Here is a 19364-nt window from a genome sequence, read left to right on the forward strand (position 1 = left end):
AAAATATACAAAAAAAGACAATTTCATTTTGGAAATTGCCTATATACAATAAAAAGCCTATGTCCTTACGAAAAGGTATAGGCTTTTGTCAACAATCTGGGTGTTTGATTAAGGTCAAACACTTTTTCTTTTGAGTGGTGTATAATAAAATACATATGGAGGAAACATATGGAACAAGATTCTCTATTTTCAATACAAGAAGATACAAGGCCTTTAGCCGATCGTATGCGTCCGGAAACATTGGATGAATATGTAGGACAAAAACAGCTTGTTGCCAAGGGAAATCTTTTGTGGCAAATGATTGAACATGATCAAGTGACATCGATGATTTTCTGGGGTCCACCAGGCGTTGGAAAAACGACATTGGCACGTATTATTGCCCATCAGACAAAGAGTTATTTTGTGGATTTCTCAGCTGTTACTAGTGGCATTAAAGAAATCAAGGAAGTTATGAAGCAGGCCGATACGCGTAGGGCCTTGGGACAAAAAACAATACTATTCGTAGATGAAATCCATCGTTTTAATAAGGCGCAACAAGATGCGTTTTTACCCTATGTGGAAAAGGGAAGTATCATTCTGATTGGCGCTACAACAGAAAATCCTAGTTTTGAGATCAATTCCGCCCTTTTATCTAGGTGTAGAGTGTTTGTGTTAAACAGTCTAAACACGGATGACTTAAAAGATTTGATTATTCGTGCTATTTCCAGCTCAAAAGGATTAGGCAATTTAAAAATACATATTACGGATGAAGATATAGAGGCGATTGCCGCATTTTCTGGTGGAGATGCTCGTTTCTGTTTAAATACATTAGAGATGGTTGTTTATAATAGTCCAAGTGAATTGGATGGTATTCATGTTTCACAGGATATTTTGAAGCAATGCCTTCAAAAAAGGTCGTTATTGTATGATAAAAAAGGGGAGGAACACTATAATATTATTTCGGCTCTACATAAAAGTGTACGAAACTCCGATGTACAGGCCGCTGTATATTGGTTAGCACGTATGTTAGAGGCTGGAGAAGACCCTTTATATATCGCAAGAAGATTCGTTCGTATGGCTAGTGAAGATATTGGTATGGCAGATTCTAGAGCCTTAGAAATCTGTGTGGCAGCCTATCAGGCATGTCACTATTTAGGTGTTCCAGAATGCAATGTACACTTAACGCATGCAGCTGTATATTTGGCTTTGGCTCCAAAATCAAACGCTTTAGAAGTGGCTTATAATAATGCGAAGAGTGATGCATTAAAAACATTAGATCAGCCAGTTCCTTTACATATTCGTAATGCGCCGACAAAGTTAATGAAAGATTTAGGCTACAGTAAAGGATATGAGTATTCACATGATTATGAATATCACATGACGGATATGCAATGTCTTCCAGATGCTCTAGTTGGTAAAGAATATTATGTACCTAGTGATCAGGGTTCTGAAGTGAAGGTGCGAAATCGTCTTGCACAGATTAAACAAATCAAGGCAATGGTGCATAGAAATCGTATGATGAAGAAAAAATAGTTGAAAAAAGATATAAGATGGAATAGTGTATTTCAGTAGAAAGAGGTCATTATGAAAATAGAAATTCATAGTTTACAAGAAACACAGGAATTTGCCACTAAAATGGCAGATCTTTGCAGAAATAAACAATTAGTCATTACATTAGATGGAGATTTGGGTGCAGGTAAAACAACTTGGACAAAAAGCTTCGGGAAAGCTTTGGGTGTAAAGAATGTGATCAATTCACCAACTTTTACAATCTTAAAGGATTATAAACAAGAAGGTGGAGTCCCTTTCCATCATATTGATGCGTATCGTTTAGAAGGAAAATGTCAGGACTTAGGTTTTGAAGATTGTTTTGATGAAGGAATTACTGTAGTAGAATGGTCTGAATTTATTGAAGATCAATTGCCACAAGATCATATCAAAATTTCTTTTGAAGAAGGTATCGATGAAAATCGTACAGTGACATTAGAATATACGGGTCCTGTATCAAAAAGTATTGTGGAGGCATATCATGATTAGTTTATGTATGGATAGTGCTTATAAAGCATTAGTGTTAGGTTTATATAAAGATGGAACATTGATTGATGGTGTATCTATTGAAGCATTCAAGAAACAAAGTGAAACGATTTTTGTGGAATTAAATCAATTGTTTGAAAAGACAGGTTTAGACTATAAAGACGTAGATGAAGTGATCATTACAGATGGTCCTGGATCTTATACAGGCATTCGTATTGCGATGACAATTGCGAAAGTATTTTGTACACAAATGCATAAAACATTAAAGTGTATTAGTACAATGCAGTTGTTTGCGGGCATGGATGAAAGTGCCAATGTTATTTTGGATGCGCGTAGTAAAAGAGCCTATGTAGCTCACTTAGAAAAGGGTGTTGTGGTTGGTGAAACACAAATTTTAGAAGTCAATCAATTGGAAGATTTCTTAAACGAACATCCTGGAACATTATATGGAGATGGTTATTTGGTGAATCAAGAAGCTGTGACTAGTGATTTCTTGAAGAATTTTATGGAGGTGCCAAGTCGTACAATTGAAAATGTACATGCTTTAGTTCCTCAATATTTAAAAGAAAGTGATGCTTATAAAGCATGATCTTTAAAGAAATGAAAGACACGGATCTTGTTCGTGTTTTAGAACTTGAACAAGCTTGTTTTAAACAGCCTTGGCTAGAAAAAGATTGTTTATATGAATTGAATGAGAATCCCTTTTCTCATGGTTGGATCTTAGAAGATGGAGATACAATTATTGGCTACGCCTTTTTATGGGAAACCTTTGAAATGGCACAGCTTGCTCGTATTGGAGTCGATCCTGACTTAAGAAAAAGAGGATATGGTAAAGAATTGATGATGCATTTATTTGATCGAGCTCGAGAAGCGGCTTGTGAATATATGACATTAGAGGTTCGTGCTAGTAATGAGGCAGCCTTGAATTTATATCGAAAAATGGGCTTTATTCAAGTCAATGTATCTAAGAGTTATTATCCGGATGGAGAAGATGCTATTGTGATGACATTGGCATTGTAGGAGGATTGTATGATTATTATCGGAATTGAAAGTAGTTGTGATGAAACAGCCGTTGCGGTTGTCAAAGATAAAAAGGAAGTACTATCGAGTGTGGTCGCAAGCCAAATTGATGTGCATACAGAATTTGGTGGGGTCGTACCCGAAGTTGCGAGTCGTATCCATGTAGAAAATATTTCGTATTGTATTGAAAAAGCATTGAAGGATGCCAATATCACTATGGAAGATGTGGATGCGGTTGCTGTTACGCAAGGTCCAGGCTTAATTGGATGTTTACACGTTGGGGTGCAGGCTGCAAAGACTTTGGCTTTTGCCTACCACAAACCATTAGTTCCTGTACATCATTTGGCAGGGCATATTTATGCCAATGAATTAGTGGTGGATATGAAATATCCTGTATTGGCTCTTGTTGTTTCTGGTGGAAATACAGAACTTGTTTATATGAAGGATGAAACAAGTTTTGAAATCTTAGGAGAAACACAGGATGATGCGATTGGAGAAGCCTTTGACAAAGTGGCTCGTGTGTTGGGTCTTGGATATCCTGGTGGTCCTAAAATTGATAAATTGGCAAAAGAAGGTAAGCCAGTATATGAACTGGCAAAACCGAAGACACAAGGTCGTTATGATTTTAGTTTTTCTGGATTGAAAAGTAGTGTTCTACAATTTACAAAGCGTATGGAAAGACAGGGCAAGACATTTGATATGGCAGATTTGGCTTGTTCATTCCAGGAATGTGCATTGGATGAAATTTTTTCTCGTGTAAGAGCCGTATTAGATGATCATAAAGATATTCGTCATTTCGTTGTAGGTGGTGGAGTAAGTGCCAACTCAAGACTTCGTGAAAAGGTAGAAGAATTAAGAAATGAATATCCGGAAGTTGAATTTACTGTACCTCCAATGTATTGTTGTACAGACAATGCGAGCATGATCGGTGTTGCAGGAACCATTGCCTATCTTTCTGGAAGAAGAGGGGATGCGAGTTTAACAGCGGATTCAAGTTTAGAAATCCAATAGGAGGTTTTTATGCAAGAGTTACGTTTACTTCAAGAAAAAGATTTAGAAAGTATATATCCAATCTATGTACATTATGTAAAGACAAGTACAGCTATATTTGATCTTGTGCCAGATTCTTTTGATGTATTTAAAGAACAGATGATGGAAATTTCAAAGACAAATCCATTTTATGTCGCACTTAATGATGATGTTTTAATTGGCTATGGCTATGTACACCCTGCTTTTTCTAAAGAGGCGTATAAGTATTGTGTAGAACTTACTATTTATTTTAAAGAAGGAAAACACTATGGTTTACCTTCTAAAATGTTAGATCAGCTTGAAACAGATTGTAGAAAGCTAAACATGCGTTGGATCATTTCATGCATTACAGATTCGAATGAAGAAAGTATTGCCTTTCACAAAAAACATGGTTTTACATGGTATGGGGCATTACCTTCTTGTGGTATGAAATTTGATGTTTGGCATGGAGTAGTTTGGTTGTGTAAAAATTTGAGTGAAGATCAAATGGATTATACTTGTGCAAATAACGCAACTATCTTGGGTAATGTTTCAATTGGTAAAGATTCAAGTGTTTGGTATAACGCAGTGATTCGTAGTGAAGAAGAAACGATTGAAATTGGGCAAGAAAGCAATATTCAAGATCAGTGTGTTTTGCATACGGATCGTGGCTGCCCATTAAAAATTGGTGATCGTGTCACGATTGGTCATGGGGCTATTGTTCATGGTTGTACGATTGAGGATGAGGTGCTTATTGGTATGGGTGCTATTGTTTTAAATGGAGCTTGTATTGGAAGCCATAGTATAATTGGTGCTGGTTGTGTTGTACCTGAAAATATGGTGATTCCACAAAAGAGTGTTGTGGTTGGAGTACCAGCTAAGATTATTAAGAAGACTTCAGAATCTCAGGTTTCTGACATTCTTTCAAATGCAGATCATTATGTAAAATTATCAAAAAAATTGGATTAGTCATTTGGCTAATCCTTTTGTATATTGTAAAATCGATGTAGTGAGGTTGATTATGGAAAACTTATTAAATTATGTACGTTTAAGAAGAGATATCGACTTTTCTATTTGTCCCTTTAATGAGGTGGATATGTTAGTATGTGCCGATCTATCTTATGTGGATTGGGATGGCATTGTGGAAAAGGACGAGGTTTCTTTAGAGAAAGCATGTCGTAAATATCTTTCTTTATATAGTGAAGAGGAATTAAAGAGTAAGTATACATTTTCAATGAATCTTCCCCATTTAATTGATGTGTTACAAGATACGATTCGTTATGGAAATATTAAGTTGAAGAACTATAAAAAAGTCTATAGCGATGAAGATGTGATTCAATTTAGTGTGGTAACACTTGTGTTGCCAGATGGATCTTTCGTACTTTCTTTTAGTGGTACAGATGGTAGTATCACGGGTTGGAAAGAAAATTTAATGATGACCTATAGCAAGGATCTTCCTTGTCAAATCCTGGCGAAGGATTATGTCAAAGAAACTATTGCGGATATTCCTGAAACGAGTTATTTGTTTGGATTAAAAAAGAAAAAGGTCTATCCAAAGATGTATTTGACGGGGCATTCAAAGGGTGGAAATCTAGCGATGTATGCCTATTTAAAAAATCCAAAACTACAGGGATATATTGAAGGTGTGAAAAGTTTTGATGGGCCTGGCTTTGCGGATGGTTTTTGGCAAGGTGATGAGGATGTATCTAAGATCACAAACTATATTCCTAAGGATAGTATAGTGGGTCGTGTTTTAGATCATAGAGAACAAACGAAAATCCTGGATGCTCAAGGTTCTGGTCTAGTTCAGCATGATACGCTTATGTGGAGTGTGGATATAAAAGACTTTAATTATTGTGATGCACTCACAAAAGAGAGTGATGATTTATTGGAATATGTAAATAAGTTATTGATGGATCGTCCACTGGAAGAAAAAGAGCGCTATTGTCATTTGATTGGAGAATTATTTGATCGTATGGAAATTTATACGATTGCGGATTTAACTGAATTTTCATTTAAACAGGCATTGTCTGGAATTAAGGAGATTCGTCAATTGAATGCAGAAGAAATTAAGTTTATGTTTGAAGTTGTGAAATTTATTGCGGTGCAATCCGCTCCAATATTAGTGAAAGGAAGAAAGTAAAATGAGAAAAATAGGTTGGATTGGTGCTGGCATTATGGGCCAGCCAATGGTTATTCATTTATTGAATAAAGGTTATGAAGTGCATGTGTACGCAAGACATCCAGAAAGGGTAGAACAAGCTAAAAATGCAGGCGCTATTTTAGAAGAATCGATTGTGTCTTTGACATCCAATGTAGATGTCATTTGTACAATGGTCGGTTTTCCTAGTGATGTTAAAGAAGTATATGATGTGATTTTTAGTTGTATTGATGCGGGTAAAACTTGTATTGATTTTACGACTTCAAGTCCAAAACTTGCCAAAGAATTGTATACAAAAGGAAAAGAATTGGGTGTTCATGTATTGGATGCGCCAGTGACTGGTGGAGATACGGGAGCTAAAAATGGTACTCTAACTGTATTGGTTGGTGCAGATAAAGAGGATTTTGAAACGAATAAAGAAATCTTTGAAGCGTTTGGAACACAAATTGAGTATTGTGGCAAGGCGAGTTGTGGACAACATGTCAAGATGGCTAACCAAATCATGATTGCGAATACGTTACAAGGTATTTGTGAGGCCATGTCGTATTTGAATTGTAAAGATGTGGATGAATCTTTCGTGTATCGCTTCTTGCGTAATGGTGCTGCTGGATCTAAACAATTGGAATTTCAAGGTAAGAAGATGTTAGAGAATGATTATGCGCCTGGTTTTTATGTGAAGCATTTTGTGAAGGATTTAAAAATTGCAGTACAAGAGGCAAATTTTCCTTTGTATGGTGTAAATCGTGTCATCAAAGAATATGTGGATTTAATGGATCGTGGTATGAGTGATTTGGGTACGCAATGTTTGATTGAATATTTTAGAAAGTCACAAATTAAAGCGGTTATCTTTGATATGGATGGTTTGATGTTTAATACGGAGAAGATGTTTAAGGATGAGTTTAAAGAGAAGGCCAAAGAATTAGGCGTTTCTTGTCCAGACTATTTTCCAGAACCTTTAATTGGTTGTGATTCAAGAAAGGTTGCAGAGTTTGAAGCAATGTATCCAGGAGTGACAAGAGTTATGGAAGAAATCCAAGAAGAGCGTGTGGATTATTTCTTTACATATTTTAAAGAGCCTGGTAGTGCCAATATGGTTGGTTTACAGAATCTAATTGAGTATATTGAAGAGAATAAGATTCCTTATGCGGTGGCTTCAAGTTCGCATCCGCAGGCTATTAAAAAGTTCTTGTCGCATGCGGGTTTTGTGTTAAGTCCAAATGTGATTGTATCTTCTAAAGAGGGATATAAATCAAAACCGGCTCCAGATGTTTTCTTGGCAGCAGCTGAAAGATTAGATGTAAAACCAGAAAACTGTTTAGTATTAGAGGATAGTAAGCATGGAATTATGGCAGCAGCCAATGCGAAGATGCATTCCATTTTTATTCAAGATCAGATTGCGCCAGATGACGAAATGAAGGAGTATATCCAAGAATCTTGTACGGATTTAAATGGGGTAATTGATTATTTAAAGCGTTGTAAATAATTGGTTGCTACTTTATAATATTGTTGAGAAATTAATAGGAGGACGTAATGAAAAAAGAATTAGTCATTGTTCTTGATTTTGGAGGACAATATAATCAGTTGGTTGCACGTCGTGTTCGTGAGTGCAATGTATATTGTGAAATTTATTCATATAAAACAGATTTAGAAAAAATCAAAGCTATGGATCCAAAGGGAATTATCTTAACTGGAGGACCAAATAGTTGTTATGAAGCAGATTCACCAACATATTCAAAGGAATTATTTGAATTGGGTATCCCAGTTCTTGGTCTTTGCTATGGCGCACAATTGATGATGCATGTATTGGGTGGAAAAGTAGAAAAAGCGGATCACCGTGAATATGGTAAGACAGAGGTTCTTGTGGATAAAACTTCTTCTAAAATCTTCGAGGGCGTATCTGAAAAAACAATTTGCTGGATGTCACACTTTGACTATATTTCACAGGTAGCACCTGGTTTTGAAATTACGTCTCATACAGATAACTGTCCTTGTGCATCAAGTGAAAATGCAGAAAAAGGATTATATGCTATTCAGTTCCATCCAGAAGTATTGCATACACAAGAAGGTTCAAAAATGTTATATAACTTCGTTCGTGGTGTTTGTGGATGCTGTGGTGATTGGAGAATGGATAACTTTGTTGAAGAACAAATTAAAGCTATTCGTGAAAAGGTTGGAGATGGAAAAGTTTTATGTGCTTTAAGTGGTGGTGTAGACTCTTCTGTTGCAGCTGTATTATTATCAAAAGCAATTGGTAACCAATTGACATGTGTATTTGTTGATCATGGTTTACTTCGTAAAAATGAAGGGGATGAAGTAGAAGCTGTATTTGGTCCTGAAGGTCCATATGAGTTAAACTTCATTCGTGTAAATGCACAACAAAGATATTATGAAAAGCTAAAGGGTGTTGAAGAACCAGAAGCAAAACGTAAGATCATTGGTGAAGAATTCATTCGTGTATTTGAAGAAGAGGCTAAGAAAATTGGAAAAGTTGATTTCTTAGTTCAGGGAACGATTTATCCAGATGTTGTTGAGAGTGGTTTAGGTGGAGAATCTGCCGTAATTAAATCTCACCACAACGTTGGTGGACTTCCTGATCATGTAGATTTCAAAGAAATCATTGAACCATTACGTGACTTGTTCAAGGATGAAGTTCGTAAAGCCGGTTTAGAATTAGGCATTCCTGAATACTTGGTATTCAGACAACCATTCCCAGGACCTGGTTTAGGAATTCGTATCATTGGTGAAGTAACTGAAGAAAAAGTAAAAATCGTACAAGATGCAGATGCCATTTATCGTGAAGAAATCGCAAATGCTGGATTAGATCGTTCAATCGGTCAATACTTTGCAGCATTGACAAATATGCGTTCCGTAGGTGTTATGGGTGATGAAAGAACATATGATTATGCCATCGCTTTACGTGCCGTTAATACAATTGACTTTATGACTGCAGAATCAGCTCAGATTCCATATGAAGTATTAAATAAAGTTATGTCTCGTATTATTAATGAGGTTCGTGGGGTTAACCGTGTAATGTATGACCTTACTAGTAAGCCTCCTGGAACAATCGAGTTCGAATAGTTCAACAAACATCAAAAGTCCTTTATATAAGGACTTTTTTATATGCCAATTTTGGCTGTGAGTACAAAATGAGTACACAATTTATTGGATGAATTATCGGAAACCGATAATTCATATGACTGTATAAGCAAAAAACACCAAAATTAGAGCAAAATAATAAAGCAGATTCACATGTACTATTAGGACAGTTGATCTGCTTTTATTTATTGTTAATTTTGTTTATCGTATGTAATCCAATCTGAATCCCAGGTGTTTTTATAAGCATTGAATTTTCTCTTGCTTAAATGTCCATCTACATCTTTGTATTTCCATCGAGTTATGTCTTTTGCATTGTCTAAAGCATGATCAGGTATATATAGAGAATTCTTTTCTTTTAAGTCAATTTCTTTTTTTAAAAGTGAATAATTTTTTATTGGAGATATAAAACTTTCTCCATTCATATTTACGACTAATTGTTTTTCTCCTCCGTTTACCAATATGTATGCATTAGATTTTGATATTTCATATGTGCCTTTTGTTAGATTTGATTCTGTGTAGTAAGGTGTCAAAATCAAAAAATTAAGAAAAATCATTATAATTAGCATAGGAAATACGAAAATAGTCGGACTAGTCTTTTTATTAAGAATAGCGTTTATGCGGTAATTTAGATTTGATTTTCTATTGAATGATAAGTTTGAACTTAAAACAGTTGTAGAAGATTTGATTGCTTGTTTTTGCGTTTTAATCAGAAAATTCAGGTAATCTAGTTTTTGGTGTTCTTCAAGATTTTCAATAGTTTTGTTGTCAGCGTGAAGTTCAAGATAAAGATCCAACTGCTTGTCAAAAATGTATATTGGAATAAACCACCAAAATAGGATTTTAAATACATTTACAATGAACTTGATGAAATTATCTTTATGTAAAATATGTGTTATTTCATGTTTAAGTGCATAATCAATTTCTTCGTTGTTCAGATTTTCAGGTATTAAAATGATTCCTTGTAATCCTATAACAATCGGTGTATTGATGTAGGATGTTTGATAAATTTCATAATCAGGATTTACTATACGATTACCATTTTTTCTTATCTCGCGAATGATGTAATTGCATTCTCTGATTTGTTTCATTAGTTTTGTAAATTGGTAGATGCTTCCAATTATAGCAACAGAAAGTAGAAAATGGTACATGTAAATCTGATTGAATAGTTTATATTGAAGAATATCGATTAGTGGATTCATAATCTTATCTAAAGGGATAAGAATTGATAACTTGGTTTCAAATGGAAAACATAGTTTTATGAATATGATCAACAAAAATAATCTGAAGAATACTTGATTCATGTTCCATTGTTTATGAATACAAAAATCAAAAATAAATATCATACAACTTGTCAAAATTAATGTGGATAGTAATGTTGACAAAATAAATGTCATATAATTCACCTAATTTCTTTTTTTCGTTTGTCGATTAGCTTTTGAAGTTCATTTAAAGAATCTAAATCATCTTCTTCATCAACTAATCCGCATAGTAGTTTAAAACGATTCGAATCGCTAATAAAAGCAGATATATATTGAGCTTGAGAAACTAAAGGCTTATATGTTCGGGTTAGAGATTTTTTGTTGAAAACAATATCATCTACTTCTATAAATTTACATTTTAATAAGTTACGCAAAACTTGCTGAACGGTATTGATATTTAAGTCGGGTGACGTATCTTTGATTTCACTAGCTGATAATGCGGAATCGGCATTCCATAAAATATCCATTATAGTTCTTTCTTTTTTTGTTAGTTGTTCCATAAGTTATTCCTTCTTTCATTTATATTTTAACATATGAAAAAAATAAATAAAACACTTGTAAAAAAATAATGCCGTGTTATATTTTTAATAGGAAAACGTTTTCTAATGCAGTACAACTTATTACTATGTAGTTAATATTTAAAGATGGAGGTGAAACAATGAAAAAGATTCGATTATTAATTCCTTTGTTTATTGGTCTAGTTGCTGTTTCGGCTTATCCTGCTTTCGCAAGATCGAGTGAGGAACCGGTCAATGTTGAAGAAGTGAATGAAACAAATGAGAATGTAGGTTATTTTCCTGGATGTGATGATGATGAAAAAGTAATTCCATTAGGGGATGGCTTTCTAGGCGGAGAAGCTTACTTACAAAATGGGGATGAAGAGATCTACTTGAATAGTGAAACGGATTCGAGTGCAATCACTGTCAAAGAAGCAAAGGAAATCTTAGAAAGCCGACAGGTAGAGTCTGACAATCAATAATTTATGTTAGCAATATAAAATACCATACAAATTTAGATGTATGGTATTTTTCTGTCATATGCAAAAAACACCTCCAATTCGCAATATTTGTAGAATTTAAAATTTTACAAATACATCTTACAACTGGAAGTGTATAAATGGCTCTGATTAATGGATTGGGTGGCTCTAAATGATGGAACGGGTGGATTTCTGTAGTGGACAGAGTGGCTCTGAGTGCGTGGAATACTCACCATCACCAATTTCCGTTGTTTTATCTGGATTTTTAATGTAGTTAAGAATACGATTCAAATCATCTTTTACATTTCATGTTTTTGTGATTGCCAATGTATCACCTTCTTTCGTTTTATTTGGCCGCATTTCAATAAACAAGGCAAAGCTTATTCAACTTTGTCTTGTTTGTCTATATGTCGATCTTTTAAATAGTATCCACCAGTTTTATTTGAGCCACGATGTTTAACATATTTTCTTAAATTTCTACGGATTTCATTTCTAACTTTATCTACAGTGGTTTCAATTCCGTTATTTTCTATTTCCAAAATCAATTCTGGAATGCGTAACCCCGGTTTTACATTTAATATTTGCAAAATTGCAAGTCCTAAATCATTTATTTGGTCATTTATAGATTCATTTTCAATATAATTTAAATTTGGTAGTGTAACAATGAAGAAATTCTCTGTAGCCTTAAATTCTGGTTTTACATCATAATTATTGTAACTATAAATTGTTCTTGGGATTCCAGTTCCAAAGTTTTCAATCATGCCTTGTTTATCAAATACGTGTACTGGTCTTGGATTTCTGTAGGTTTGTATTCCATTCATAATATCCTCCATGGAAGCGTGGTAGTGCATTAGATAGCCCAGGGTCTTAGGAATGTTCCCTAAATATTTGTCTTTTGGATATCCAAAGAGGTTGCTTGCTACAACTGTAGACAATTATTTGGGCACATCCTTCTTTTTAGATGACATAAAATCTGATAATTCAGATTCCATCTTTTCTAATAATTCCTTCTTTTGATTTAAGAGTTTTAAGGTAGAAGTAAGTGTTAAATTTTCTTCATTTAGTTGTGCAAGCTTTCCATCATTTTTAGTTTTTCGAGCTTCATAATATTTGATTTTTTTAATTCGTCTAGTGACATTCCTTTATATTCTTCTTCTGAACGAATAATTGGACTAGCATGGACACAGTGATTAGCTAAGTTTATATAAGCTAATTCATCATTAAAATGTGATAAATCAGATTGAATATCATTGTTTTGGTTGTGGAACATTAAGAAAATAATATAGTAGGGAGCATGATAATCATATTCACCAAAATCTCCAGATTCATCAACAAATACACTTGATTCATTCATCTTGGGCCTCATTATAAAATAAATGGCGGGTGTCTTACCCGCCTTGGTGTGGACCCGAGTCTAACGACCAGCCCAGACGTTCTCGCTTAATTCTCGAACTTTGTACCTAAATTGTACCTAGAATAGCTTTGTGATGCAAATTTTTATGTTTACTAATTCTTCATTCACATCTTTAAATTCTTTTGGATGATTGTCGATACATTGATATTTATTAGATAAGACTTTTATGATTTTAGATGTTGCACCAATACCAATTTCATCATTATCTAAATGAAAGATGATGGTTTTAATGTTTTTGTTTCTTTCTAGAAATGACTTTAACGCCCGTCTTTAGAAGATTGCACTATTTTTGTTTACAGGTCAAAAATTATCGATATTATACAGAACCTTTATTTTTATATATGTAATAGAGTTCCTTATATCTTCTTTGAATTAAATATACTTCCTCTAGATCAGCTAGATAAAATTTCTGAAATCCATATGAAAATATACTTTGGCTATTTTGAAAAATAAACTCAATATCTTCTTGGTATTTTTTATTACATAAATAATTAGGGTCTTTTAACTTAATAGTCAATGAATCTGATATCTTCTTTAAAAGATTTGAGATTTTACTATCTTGCTTTGAGGCGAATTCATTTATCCAATTAATATAATAATTTGCTTTTTCATATTCTTTTAATTCGGTATATAAATATCCGAGTTTATGAACTACAAAAAAAGAGCTAATCGAAAAAGCGTACTTATCTGCTTCTAATGCTTCTAAATAATATTTTGCTTTTTCTATGTTTTTCTTTTCTAGCATAGTTGCTCCTAAGTTATAATTGATGACAAAATTAATATCATATTTCATAAATGGAGCAAGATTTTCCAGTTTTTTAAAATACTTTACAGACTCATTAGAATTGCTTAATTCCAATGAGCATAGTCCCAAGAGAAGTAAACAGCCATACATTAGATTAATGTTACAGTTTTCACAGGCCAATTCATAACATTTCTTTGTGCCCATATAAGCTTCGTTTATGTTCCCATTATGAAATAAATCATCACAATAAAAATAGCTCAACCATCCATGTTTGTCACCATCAATAATTTTTTTGAAATCTCTGAGTCTATTATTGGTATTCTTGTATCTTATAATCTTTAATAAATTATAAAAATATAACTCGTTAAAATCCCCAAACTCAATCACTTCGCTTATCAAATCTAAGATTTCCTCATCAATATCTTTATTATTTATATGATATAAATCAAAGTTAGAAAAGAGTTTCGCAATATAGAAAAAGAGAATATATTCCGAATGAAGATAATTATATTGCTCATCCTCTATTTTTGCCATTAAATCTGATCTATCCAAATTTAACATAAGTCTTTGTATAAATAACTCTGTTACAGGTTTAAGACGATTCGTATTTGCTTCTAAAATATCAATATTGATATTGCTCAATCTTTCTAATATCTGATTTATAATTTTAGGATTAATATTACTTTTGTTGTTTTCTATTTTACTCAATGTTGAAGGGGTACATATTCCATCGCATAATTCTGATATTGATTTTTTCTGTAGATAGCGATTGATTTTTATATATTTACCGTAATTTACCATATACATTCATCTCCAAAAAAAACATTTATAATATATATTCGATTTTATCATAGATCCGCTCTTCAAAAAATTGAATTTCAATATTTTGCTATCAATGAAAAACTATTGTTTTTTTTAAATGTTCAAAAGAGTCGTTTGTCATGAGTAAAAAAGTCATTTTTAATACTTATAAAATTGAAAGGTATTATTAATTTTATGCTACAAGTGTTCTTTTCACCAATTTAAAACACATTAAACAAGAAATATTTCTTGCAAAATAAATCTAAAACGTGTATAAATGATATTGCTTGTGGAAATGTTTTAAATATATCAACAATGAAAAATATGGATAGAATGATTGTTTTTTTTAATAGAATTATTCACAAAAATTTATTGGAGGAAAATGCATATGGAGTATAAAAGAAATATATATTTATTCTTAATCTTTGATTTTTTAACGAATTTATCACCGTTAAGTTTTATTTATGCGCTTTTTCTAAAGCAACAAAATATGTCTTTAACACAAATTGGATTTATTATTTCAGTGTATCAGATTTCAAAACTTATTTTTGAAGTTCCAAGTGGTGTTTTTTCTGATAAATATGGTAGAAAAACATGTGCTTATATTGGGCAGGTTTCACTAATTGCTTTTTTGATCTCTACTCTTATTACACGTTCATATAACTCCTTTTTATTGATTTCTATCATTCGAGGAATCTCTTTTGCGTTTTTATCCGGAACTGCTGACTGTATTTTTAGTGAGTCTATTTTAAAATGTTGTCCAGATAAAATGGATTACTATATGGGCATCGATAAAATATTGTTCTATTGTAGTATCGGATTGTCTAGTATAATTGGTGGCTTTTTGGCTAGATATAGCTATGCTACTGTATTCTACTTTGATATCGTTATACAAATTATATGCTTTATTTTTATATTTATATTTAAAGAAACACGGATGTTCAATAACAATCAGATAAAAGAACCTAAGGAGTGTTTTCGATTTTTTCGTGGGTTTGATTTTTTAATATTAAAAACTTACTAAATTTCTGATTATCTTTTCATAAGTTGGTAAATGCCGATATATCCCGTATTTTAGGGCTTTATCGGTATTTTCTTTTCGGAAGATACCTTGCATAAGCTGGCATTTACCAGCATGAAAATGCAACCAAAAGTAGTAAATGAGTAGTAAATATACGCTCCGATATTAACAAGCCAGTCTTTCCAGTTCTGCTTTTGCAGATTGAAATGTACCGTGTGCGTAATAGCCAAGTGTCATGGTTATGTTGGCGTGTCCCATGAGATATTGCAGGGTGTTTGGGTTCATTCCTCTGTTTGCCATATTTGTACAATAAGTATGTCGGAATGAATGTGGTGTGATGTTCGGTAACTTGTCCGTGTGATATTTGTTATACTTCTTAATCAGCCCTCGCACCATACCCTCATAGTTTCCTGCAACCTTAGGCAAGCCCTCACGGTTTAAGAATAGGAAATTGCTGTAACCACCTACAATCAGCGGTTGTGCCTTTCCTCTGTTCTTTAGTATTCTTTGGATTGCTTGATAAGCCCGTTCTGTCAATGGAAGTTCCCGTTTTCCGTTTTTGGTTTTTGGCGTTTCAATATAGTAGCCGATTTCGCTGTCTTTCAATAACTGGTGGTCTATATTGAGTATTTTGTTCTGCATATCAATATGCGTCGTCAGTCCGCAAAATTCAGAAATACGAAGTCCCGTTTCCAACAGAAGCACAACCTCATCATAATACTTGCTGTAAATCTTATCCTTTTCCATAAAGGCAAGCAGGCGTTCTTCCTGCTCTGGTGTAAGGATAACTTTCTGCTCCGTATCATCTTCCAGAACATCACTTAGCTTAAATTCAAATGGGTTCTTTCTGATACAGTCGTCTTGTATCGCCATGTAAAATGACGCTTTCAAGGAACGCTTATAGTTATCAATTGTTTTATAGGCATATCCTTTTTCACTCATTCTGATAGCCCATTCTTTAGCGTCCGACTGCTTAACAGTATCAATCGCCCTCATACCCAATGGGTCATTTTTCAGAGCGTTCATAAGATACTGTCGTCCCTTTTCGGTAGCCCTCTTGATGTTCTTTCTTTGGCTGTTCTTTTTCTCGTAAAGCTGGCAGACTGTCATTTTACCGCCGACTGTGTCGATACTGTCGTTAAGGTCTTTTTTTATCTGTGCTTCTTTTTCCCTCAATGAAATATCATCACGCTTTCCAGCAGGTGTCTTGTCTGTCGGTACAAGTTTCCAAGAATAGATAAATTGTGGCTTTCCGTATATATCGGTATATTTATAAACGTATCTTCCGTCTTTTCGCTGGCTCTCTCCATTACGCAAATTGCGATTTTTACTGTCTTTTCGTTTTACATTAGACATAGTGTAAAGCTCCTTTCCGTCATGGAATGAGCCGTGATACGCTATACTTTATTATACCATATCTACGGCTCAATGACATTAGATTTCGTCCAATGTATCTATGATTTTTTCAAATTGTTTTCGCTTAATCTGAATACGATTACCGTTCACGATAACCCAGCCAGCGTCAATATTTTCTTCGGCTAATTTACGCAATTTTTTTTCGCCAATGCGGAAGTATTTAGACGCTTCTTCAATCGTCAGCGTATATTTTTCCCAGATAGGCACATCAGTATTGTTCATAATCTATGCACCCCCTTTACTGTGTGTTGTTTTTTTACAAGCAGACAGACGGCTTTGGAAAGCTCCATTAGTATCTCAACTATTCCCATTCTTGTGGGCAGAACCGCACCATGCGGACGTATCATTATTCTGTGAGGATAGGTCATGGCAAAACGACTTTTCCAACAGTCGCTCTCGGATCACTGCGTGGGTCGCTCGCTTTCTTTTGGAAAGGTCGTGGCGTACAGTCCCCGTGGCTCGCTATCTCACAAACGTATCTGTCTGCTTTATTCAGTTGTCAAAGAGCTGTGGCGAAAGCGTGTTGCTTTCATGTAAAAGCAGGGCAGAGCAGGAAAGAGGGGGACATTAAACCATGCTCTGCTAAAAACTGCTTATTCTTCTTCGATTTCTAAGGCAATATCAAACCCTAAAATCATTTTGATAAGTGCTTCTCGGATAAGTCCCTTTAACTCCATATCTACAACAATATAGACATTGCCGTATTCATCATAGAGTGGACGCAAACAGCACTTTGATATGTACGGGTCATAAAATGCCAGTATTTTTTCAATCGCTTTTTCGTCCCCGTCCATTGCTTGCGAAAGCAAATAGTAGGACGGCTTCTTAAATGTTTGCTTCATTTTACTGCTTCTCCTTTAGTATTTTTTTCATAGTTTCCAAAGCATGATGTCGGTTTCTAAATACACCGCTTTGCGTAATCTTTTGTAAGTTGGCAATTTCACTTTCTGTCATTTCCAAGAAGTAATACATTAACAGAGTATTTCTCTTTCTTTCTGGAAGTTTTTTCAAGGCTTCTGCCAGCTCATCATCAAGGACACGAATATCAATGCCACATACTGAAAAGATTGTATAATCTGTTTCGTAGTCATCCCACACAGCAAAATTTTCAACGAAAATTTCTGGAAGTTCACAGAATGGAATTTCTTTATCTTTTCGTCGTTTCAATCCTTGTTGGTAGTCCTTTACAATATGACGGACAACTTTCTTCAAACAACTTTCAAAGCGACATTGAACTGTTTTCTGGAAGTCAGACGGTTTCATCAATCTCACCCCCTTTCCACTATGATTTGAAAAGTGTTTATCCCTCTTTCCGCACCATATAGGGAATGAAAGGTGTGATTTAATGACCTCTTTTGAAAAATTTTTAAATTTTTTTCGGGTATGAAAAAAGCCCGCACAAAACATATAGTCTGTACGAGCCTTTAAAGCTAAAACATATTCAATTTTTAATAGTGTGCTATTAGGTGGAATTTGATTGCAAAGAATTGTACTTAAAGCTTTCCATAATGCAAGCCCCCTTAAAGCACCGTATCAATGTTGGCATGGTTTTCAAATTACTCTGAAAAATTATGAACTGTTCCTTTTGGAAATGTAATGGTCAGTCTTGTATATTCTTTTTCCGTAGAAGCAATATCCAATTTCAAGCCCAACCTATCGCATAATTTTTTCGATAGATACAGTCCCATACCCGTTGCATTTGCCTTGTTTCTATTTGAACCCGTAAAACCTTTTTCAAATACACGGGATAAATCAGACGCTTTTATTCCACAACCATTATCTTCAATCACAAGCAATATATTTGTACACTTACAGTTTTGAAAGTAAACAGAGAGTAAAAGAGCCGTGATAATGCAGATCACAATTTTGTGAAGCATTTCCACGACCCTTTTATTATAATTTTACCTTTGTCTTTTTTGTAATGATATAAATATATTCTTCTGGTGTAGGGCGTTTATTCCCAAAATACTTTTTGAAATTTGCCTGCACCTCTGGGTCGGTGCTATTCATAGCTTCATCAATCGTTGCTTCAATATTTTCCCGTACATCAGCTAATGACATACCGCCAGCCTTTGCACCAGCCTTTAATGCTTTTTTAATATCTCGTTTTTTTAACCCTATCATTCGAACCAACTCCCTAAAATGAGTTAATCTTCTTTTTCAAAAATTAAATCAATCTTTCGCATACAACCTTTTGCGTCAATTTCTGTAGGTATAAAACCAACATAGCGATACCCATTTTCTGCATAGCTATTTATAACTTCCTTATGTTTATCGGTGCAAAGGAACACAACACCTTTCGCAGTATAATCAATTTCTAAATATTCATATTTTTTCATTTTTCCTCATTTCCTTTCTCTTTCATATTTTCTCTACGCTTTTTGATTGCCTTATTTCTTAAAGGAATACCAACGCCCAATATCAATCCTACTAC

At 34.1% G+C, this 19364-nt stretch carries 22 protein-coding genes and 2 pseudogenes; 11 read left to right on the forward strand and 13 right to left on the reverse strand.

Annotated features, from left to right (window positions below; genetic code table 11):
- The first annotated feature begins 168 nt into the window (after positions 1 to 168).
- From NE544_RS04045 to guaA, 9 genes are read left to right on the forward strand one after another with little or no spacing between them, the layout of a single operon-like run.
- Positions 169 to 1512: a replication-associated recombination protein A gene (locus NE544_RS04045; protein ID WP_118116336.1), complete on the forward strand. Its 1344-nt coding sequence runs from the start codon at positions 169 to 171 to the stop codon at positions 1510 to 1512.
- 51 nt (positions 1513 to 1563) lie between these two features.
- Positions 1564 to 2016, forward strand: coding sequence for a tRNA (adenosine(37)-N6)-threonylcarbamoyltransferase complex ATPase subunit type 1 TsaE (gene tsaE, locus NE544_RS04050; protein ID WP_040466346.1), 453 nt, complete (start codon positions 1564 to 1566; stop codon positions 2014 to 2016).
- Positions 2009 to 2602 carry a tRNA (adenosine(37)-N6)-threonylcarbamoyltransferase complex dimerization subunit type 1 TsaB gene (tsaB, locus tag NE544_RS04055; RefSeq protein ID WP_256268423.1) on the forward strand — a complete coding sequence of 198 codons (594 nt, stop codon included), beginning with the start codon at positions 2009 to 2011 and terminating at the stop codon, positions 2600 to 2602. Before tsaE ends, tsaB begins: the two co-directional genes overlap by 8 nt.
- Positions 2599 to 3033 (forward strand): ribosomal protein S18-alanine N-acetyltransferase, encoded by a 435-nt coding sequence (rimI, locus tag NE544_RS04060; RefSeq protein ID WP_118116330.1) that lies wholly within the window; start codon positions 2599 to 2601, stop codon positions 3031 to 3033. Before tsaB ends, rimI begins: the two co-directional genes overlap by 4 nt.
- Positions 3034 to 3042: 9 nt before the next feature.
- Complete coding sequence (gene tsaD / locus NE544_RS04065; protein ID WP_117925283.1) at positions 3043 to 4044, forward strand: tRNA (adenosine(37)-N6)-threonylcarbamoyltransferase complex transferase subunit TsaD; 1002 nt, start codon at positions 3043 to 3045, stop codon at positions 4042 to 4044.
- Between the two features lie 9 nt (positions 4045 to 4053).
- Positions 4054 to 5010 carry a GNAT family N-acetyltransferase gene (locus tag NE544_RS04070; RefSeq protein WP_256268424.1) on the forward strand — a complete coding sequence of 319 codons (957 nt, stop codon included), beginning with the start codon at positions 4054 to 4056 and terminating at the stop codon, positions 5008 to 5010.
- A 52-nt stretch (positions 5011 to 5062) separates the two neighbouring features.
- Positions 5063 to 6184, forward strand: coding sequence for an Mbeg1-like protein (locus tag NE544_RS04075; protein ID WP_118116328.1), 1122 nt, complete (start codon positions 5063 to 5065; stop codon positions 6182 to 6184).
- A 1-nt stretch (position 6185) separates the two neighbouring features.
- On the forward strand, positions 6186 to 7685 hold the full coding sequence (locus NE544_RS04080) for an HAD-IA family hydrolase (RefSeq protein ID WP_256268425.1): 1500 nt from the start codon (positions 6186 to 6188) through the stop codon (positions 7683 to 7685).
- A 47-nt stretch (positions 7686 to 7732) separates the two neighbouring features.
- Positions 7733 to 9280 carry a glutamine-hydrolyzing GMP synthase gene (guaA, locus tag NE544_RS04085; RefSeq protein WP_256268426.1) on the forward strand — a complete coding sequence of 516 codons (1548 nt, stop codon included), beginning with the start codon at positions 7733 to 7735 and terminating at the stop codon, positions 9278 to 9280.
- 209 nt (positions 9281 to 9489) lie between these two features.
- Here guaA and NE544_RS04090 read toward each other — a convergent pair whose 3' ends face one another.
- Both NE544_RS04090 and NE544_RS04095 read right to left on the reverse strand, forming a co-directional pair.
- Positions 9490 to 10692 carry a M56 family metallopeptidase gene (locus tag NE544_RS04090; protein WP_370866039.1) on the reverse strand — a complete coding sequence of 401 codons (1203 nt, stop codon included), beginning with the start codon at positions 10690 to 10692 and terminating at the stop codon, positions 9490 to 9492.
- Between the two features lie 5 nt (positions 10693 to 10697).
- The gene (locus NE544_RS04095) at positions 10698 to 11057 is read right to left on the reverse strand and encodes a BlaI/MecI/CopY family transcriptional regulator (RefSeq protein ID WP_256268427.1); all 360 of its coding nucleotides are present in this window, start codon (positions 11055 to 11057) and stop codon (positions 10698 to 10700) included.
- A gap of 158 nt (positions 11058 to 11215) precedes the next feature.
- Here NE544_RS04095 and NE544_RS04100 point away from each other — a divergent pair, with 158 nt between their 5' ends.
- Positions 11216 to 11536: a hypothetical protein gene (locus NE544_RS04100; protein ID WP_256268429.1), complete on the forward strand. Its 321-nt coding sequence runs from the start codon at positions 11216 to 11218 to the stop codon at positions 11534 to 11536.
- Between the two features lie 377 nt (positions 11537 to 11913).
- Here the strand turns inward: NE544_RS04100 and NE544_RS04105 are convergent, their stop codons facing one another.
- The 4 genes and pseudogenes from NE544_RS04105 to NE544_RS04115 all read right to left on the reverse strand — a co-directional run bounded on the left by NE544_RS04105 (position 11914) and on the right by NE544_RS04115 (position 14493).
- Entirely contained in the window at positions 11914 to 12354 is a 441-nt protein-coding gene (locus NE544_RS04105) for an ATP-binding protein (protein ID WP_256268430.1), read from the reverse strand.
- A gap of 239 nt (positions 12355 to 12593) precedes the next feature.
- A complete protein-coding gene (locus tag NE544_RS04110; protein ID WP_256268431.1) occupies positions 12594 to 12887 on the reverse strand; it encodes a hypothetical protein in 294 nt (97 codons plus the stop codon).
- Between the two features lie 117 nt (positions 12888 to 13004).
- A pseudogene (locus NE544_RS12290) lies at positions 13005 to 13193 on the reverse strand (toprim domain-containing protein); the annotation flags it as partial.
- 70 nt (positions 13194 to 13263) lie between these two features.
- Positions 13264 to 14493 carry a helix-turn-helix domain-containing protein gene (locus NE544_RS04115; protein WP_256268432.1) on the reverse strand — a complete coding sequence of 410 codons (1230 nt, stop codon included), beginning with the start codon at positions 14491 to 14493 and terminating at the stop codon, positions 13264 to 13266.
- 388 nt (positions 14494 to 14881) lie between these two features.
- Between NE544_RS04115 and NE544_RS04120 the strand changes: the two genes are divergently transcribed.
- On the forward strand, positions 14882 to 15517 hold the full coding sequence (locus NE544_RS04120; RefSeq protein ID WP_256268433.1) for an MFS transporter: 636 nt from the start codon (positions 14882 to 14884) through the stop codon (positions 15515 to 15517).
- Between the two features lie 162 nt (positions 15518 to 15679).
- Here the strand turns inward: NE544_RS04120 and NE544_RS04125 are convergent, their stop codons facing one another.
- The 7 genes and pseudogenes from NE544_RS04125 to NE544_RS04155 form a co-directional block, all read right to left on the reverse strand.
- A complete protein-coding gene (locus NE544_RS04125) occupies positions 15680 to 16870 on the reverse strand; it encodes a site-specific integrase (RefSeq protein WP_006857094.1) in 1191 nt (396 codons plus the stop codon).
- Positions 16871 to 16948: 78 nt separating this feature from the next.
- Positions 16949 to 17152 carry an excisionase gene (locus NE544_RS04130; protein ID WP_004613735.1) on the reverse strand — a complete coding sequence of 68 codons (204 nt, stop codon included), beginning with the start codon at positions 17150 to 17152 and terminating at the stop codon, positions 16949 to 16951.
- Positions 17153 to 17523: 371 nt separating this feature from the next.
- Positions 17524 to 17772, reverse strand: a complete 249-nt coding sequence (locus tag NE544_RS04135; RefSeq protein WP_004613734.1) for a helix-turn-helix domain-containing protein — start codon at positions 17770 to 17772, stop codon at positions 17524 to 17526.
- Position 17773: 1 nt separating this feature from the next.
- Positions 17774 to 18193 carry an RNA polymerase sigma factor gene (locus tag NE544_RS04140; protein WP_044998991.1) on the reverse strand — a complete coding sequence of 140 codons (420 nt, stop codon included), beginning with the start codon at positions 18191 to 18193 and terminating at the stop codon, positions 17774 to 17776.
- A 293-nt stretch (positions 18194 to 18486) separates the two neighbouring features.
- A pseudogene (locus NE544_RS04145) lies at positions 18487 to 18741 on the reverse strand (ATP-binding protein); the annotation flags it as partial.
- 82 nt (positions 18742 to 18823) lie between these two features.
- A complete protein-coding gene (locus NE544_RS04150; protein WP_021423130.1) occupies positions 18824 to 19054 on the reverse strand; it encodes a hypothetical protein in 231 nt (76 codons plus the stop codon).
- Positions 19055 to 19077: 23 nt separating this feature from the next.
- On the reverse strand, positions 19078 to 19269 hold the full coding sequence (locus NE544_RS04155) for a DUF4177 domain-containing protein (RefSeq protein WP_008370354.1): 192 nt from the start codon (positions 19267 to 19269) through the stop codon (positions 19078 to 19080).
- Between the last annotated feature and the right edge of the window lie 95 nt (positions 19270 to 19364).

This window comes from Holdemanella sp. MSK.7.32 (assembly GCF_024460475.1).
In the GTDB taxonomy this organism is placed as follows: Bacteria; Bacillota_I; Bacilli_A; order Erysipelotrichales; family Erysipelotrichaceae; genus Holdemanella.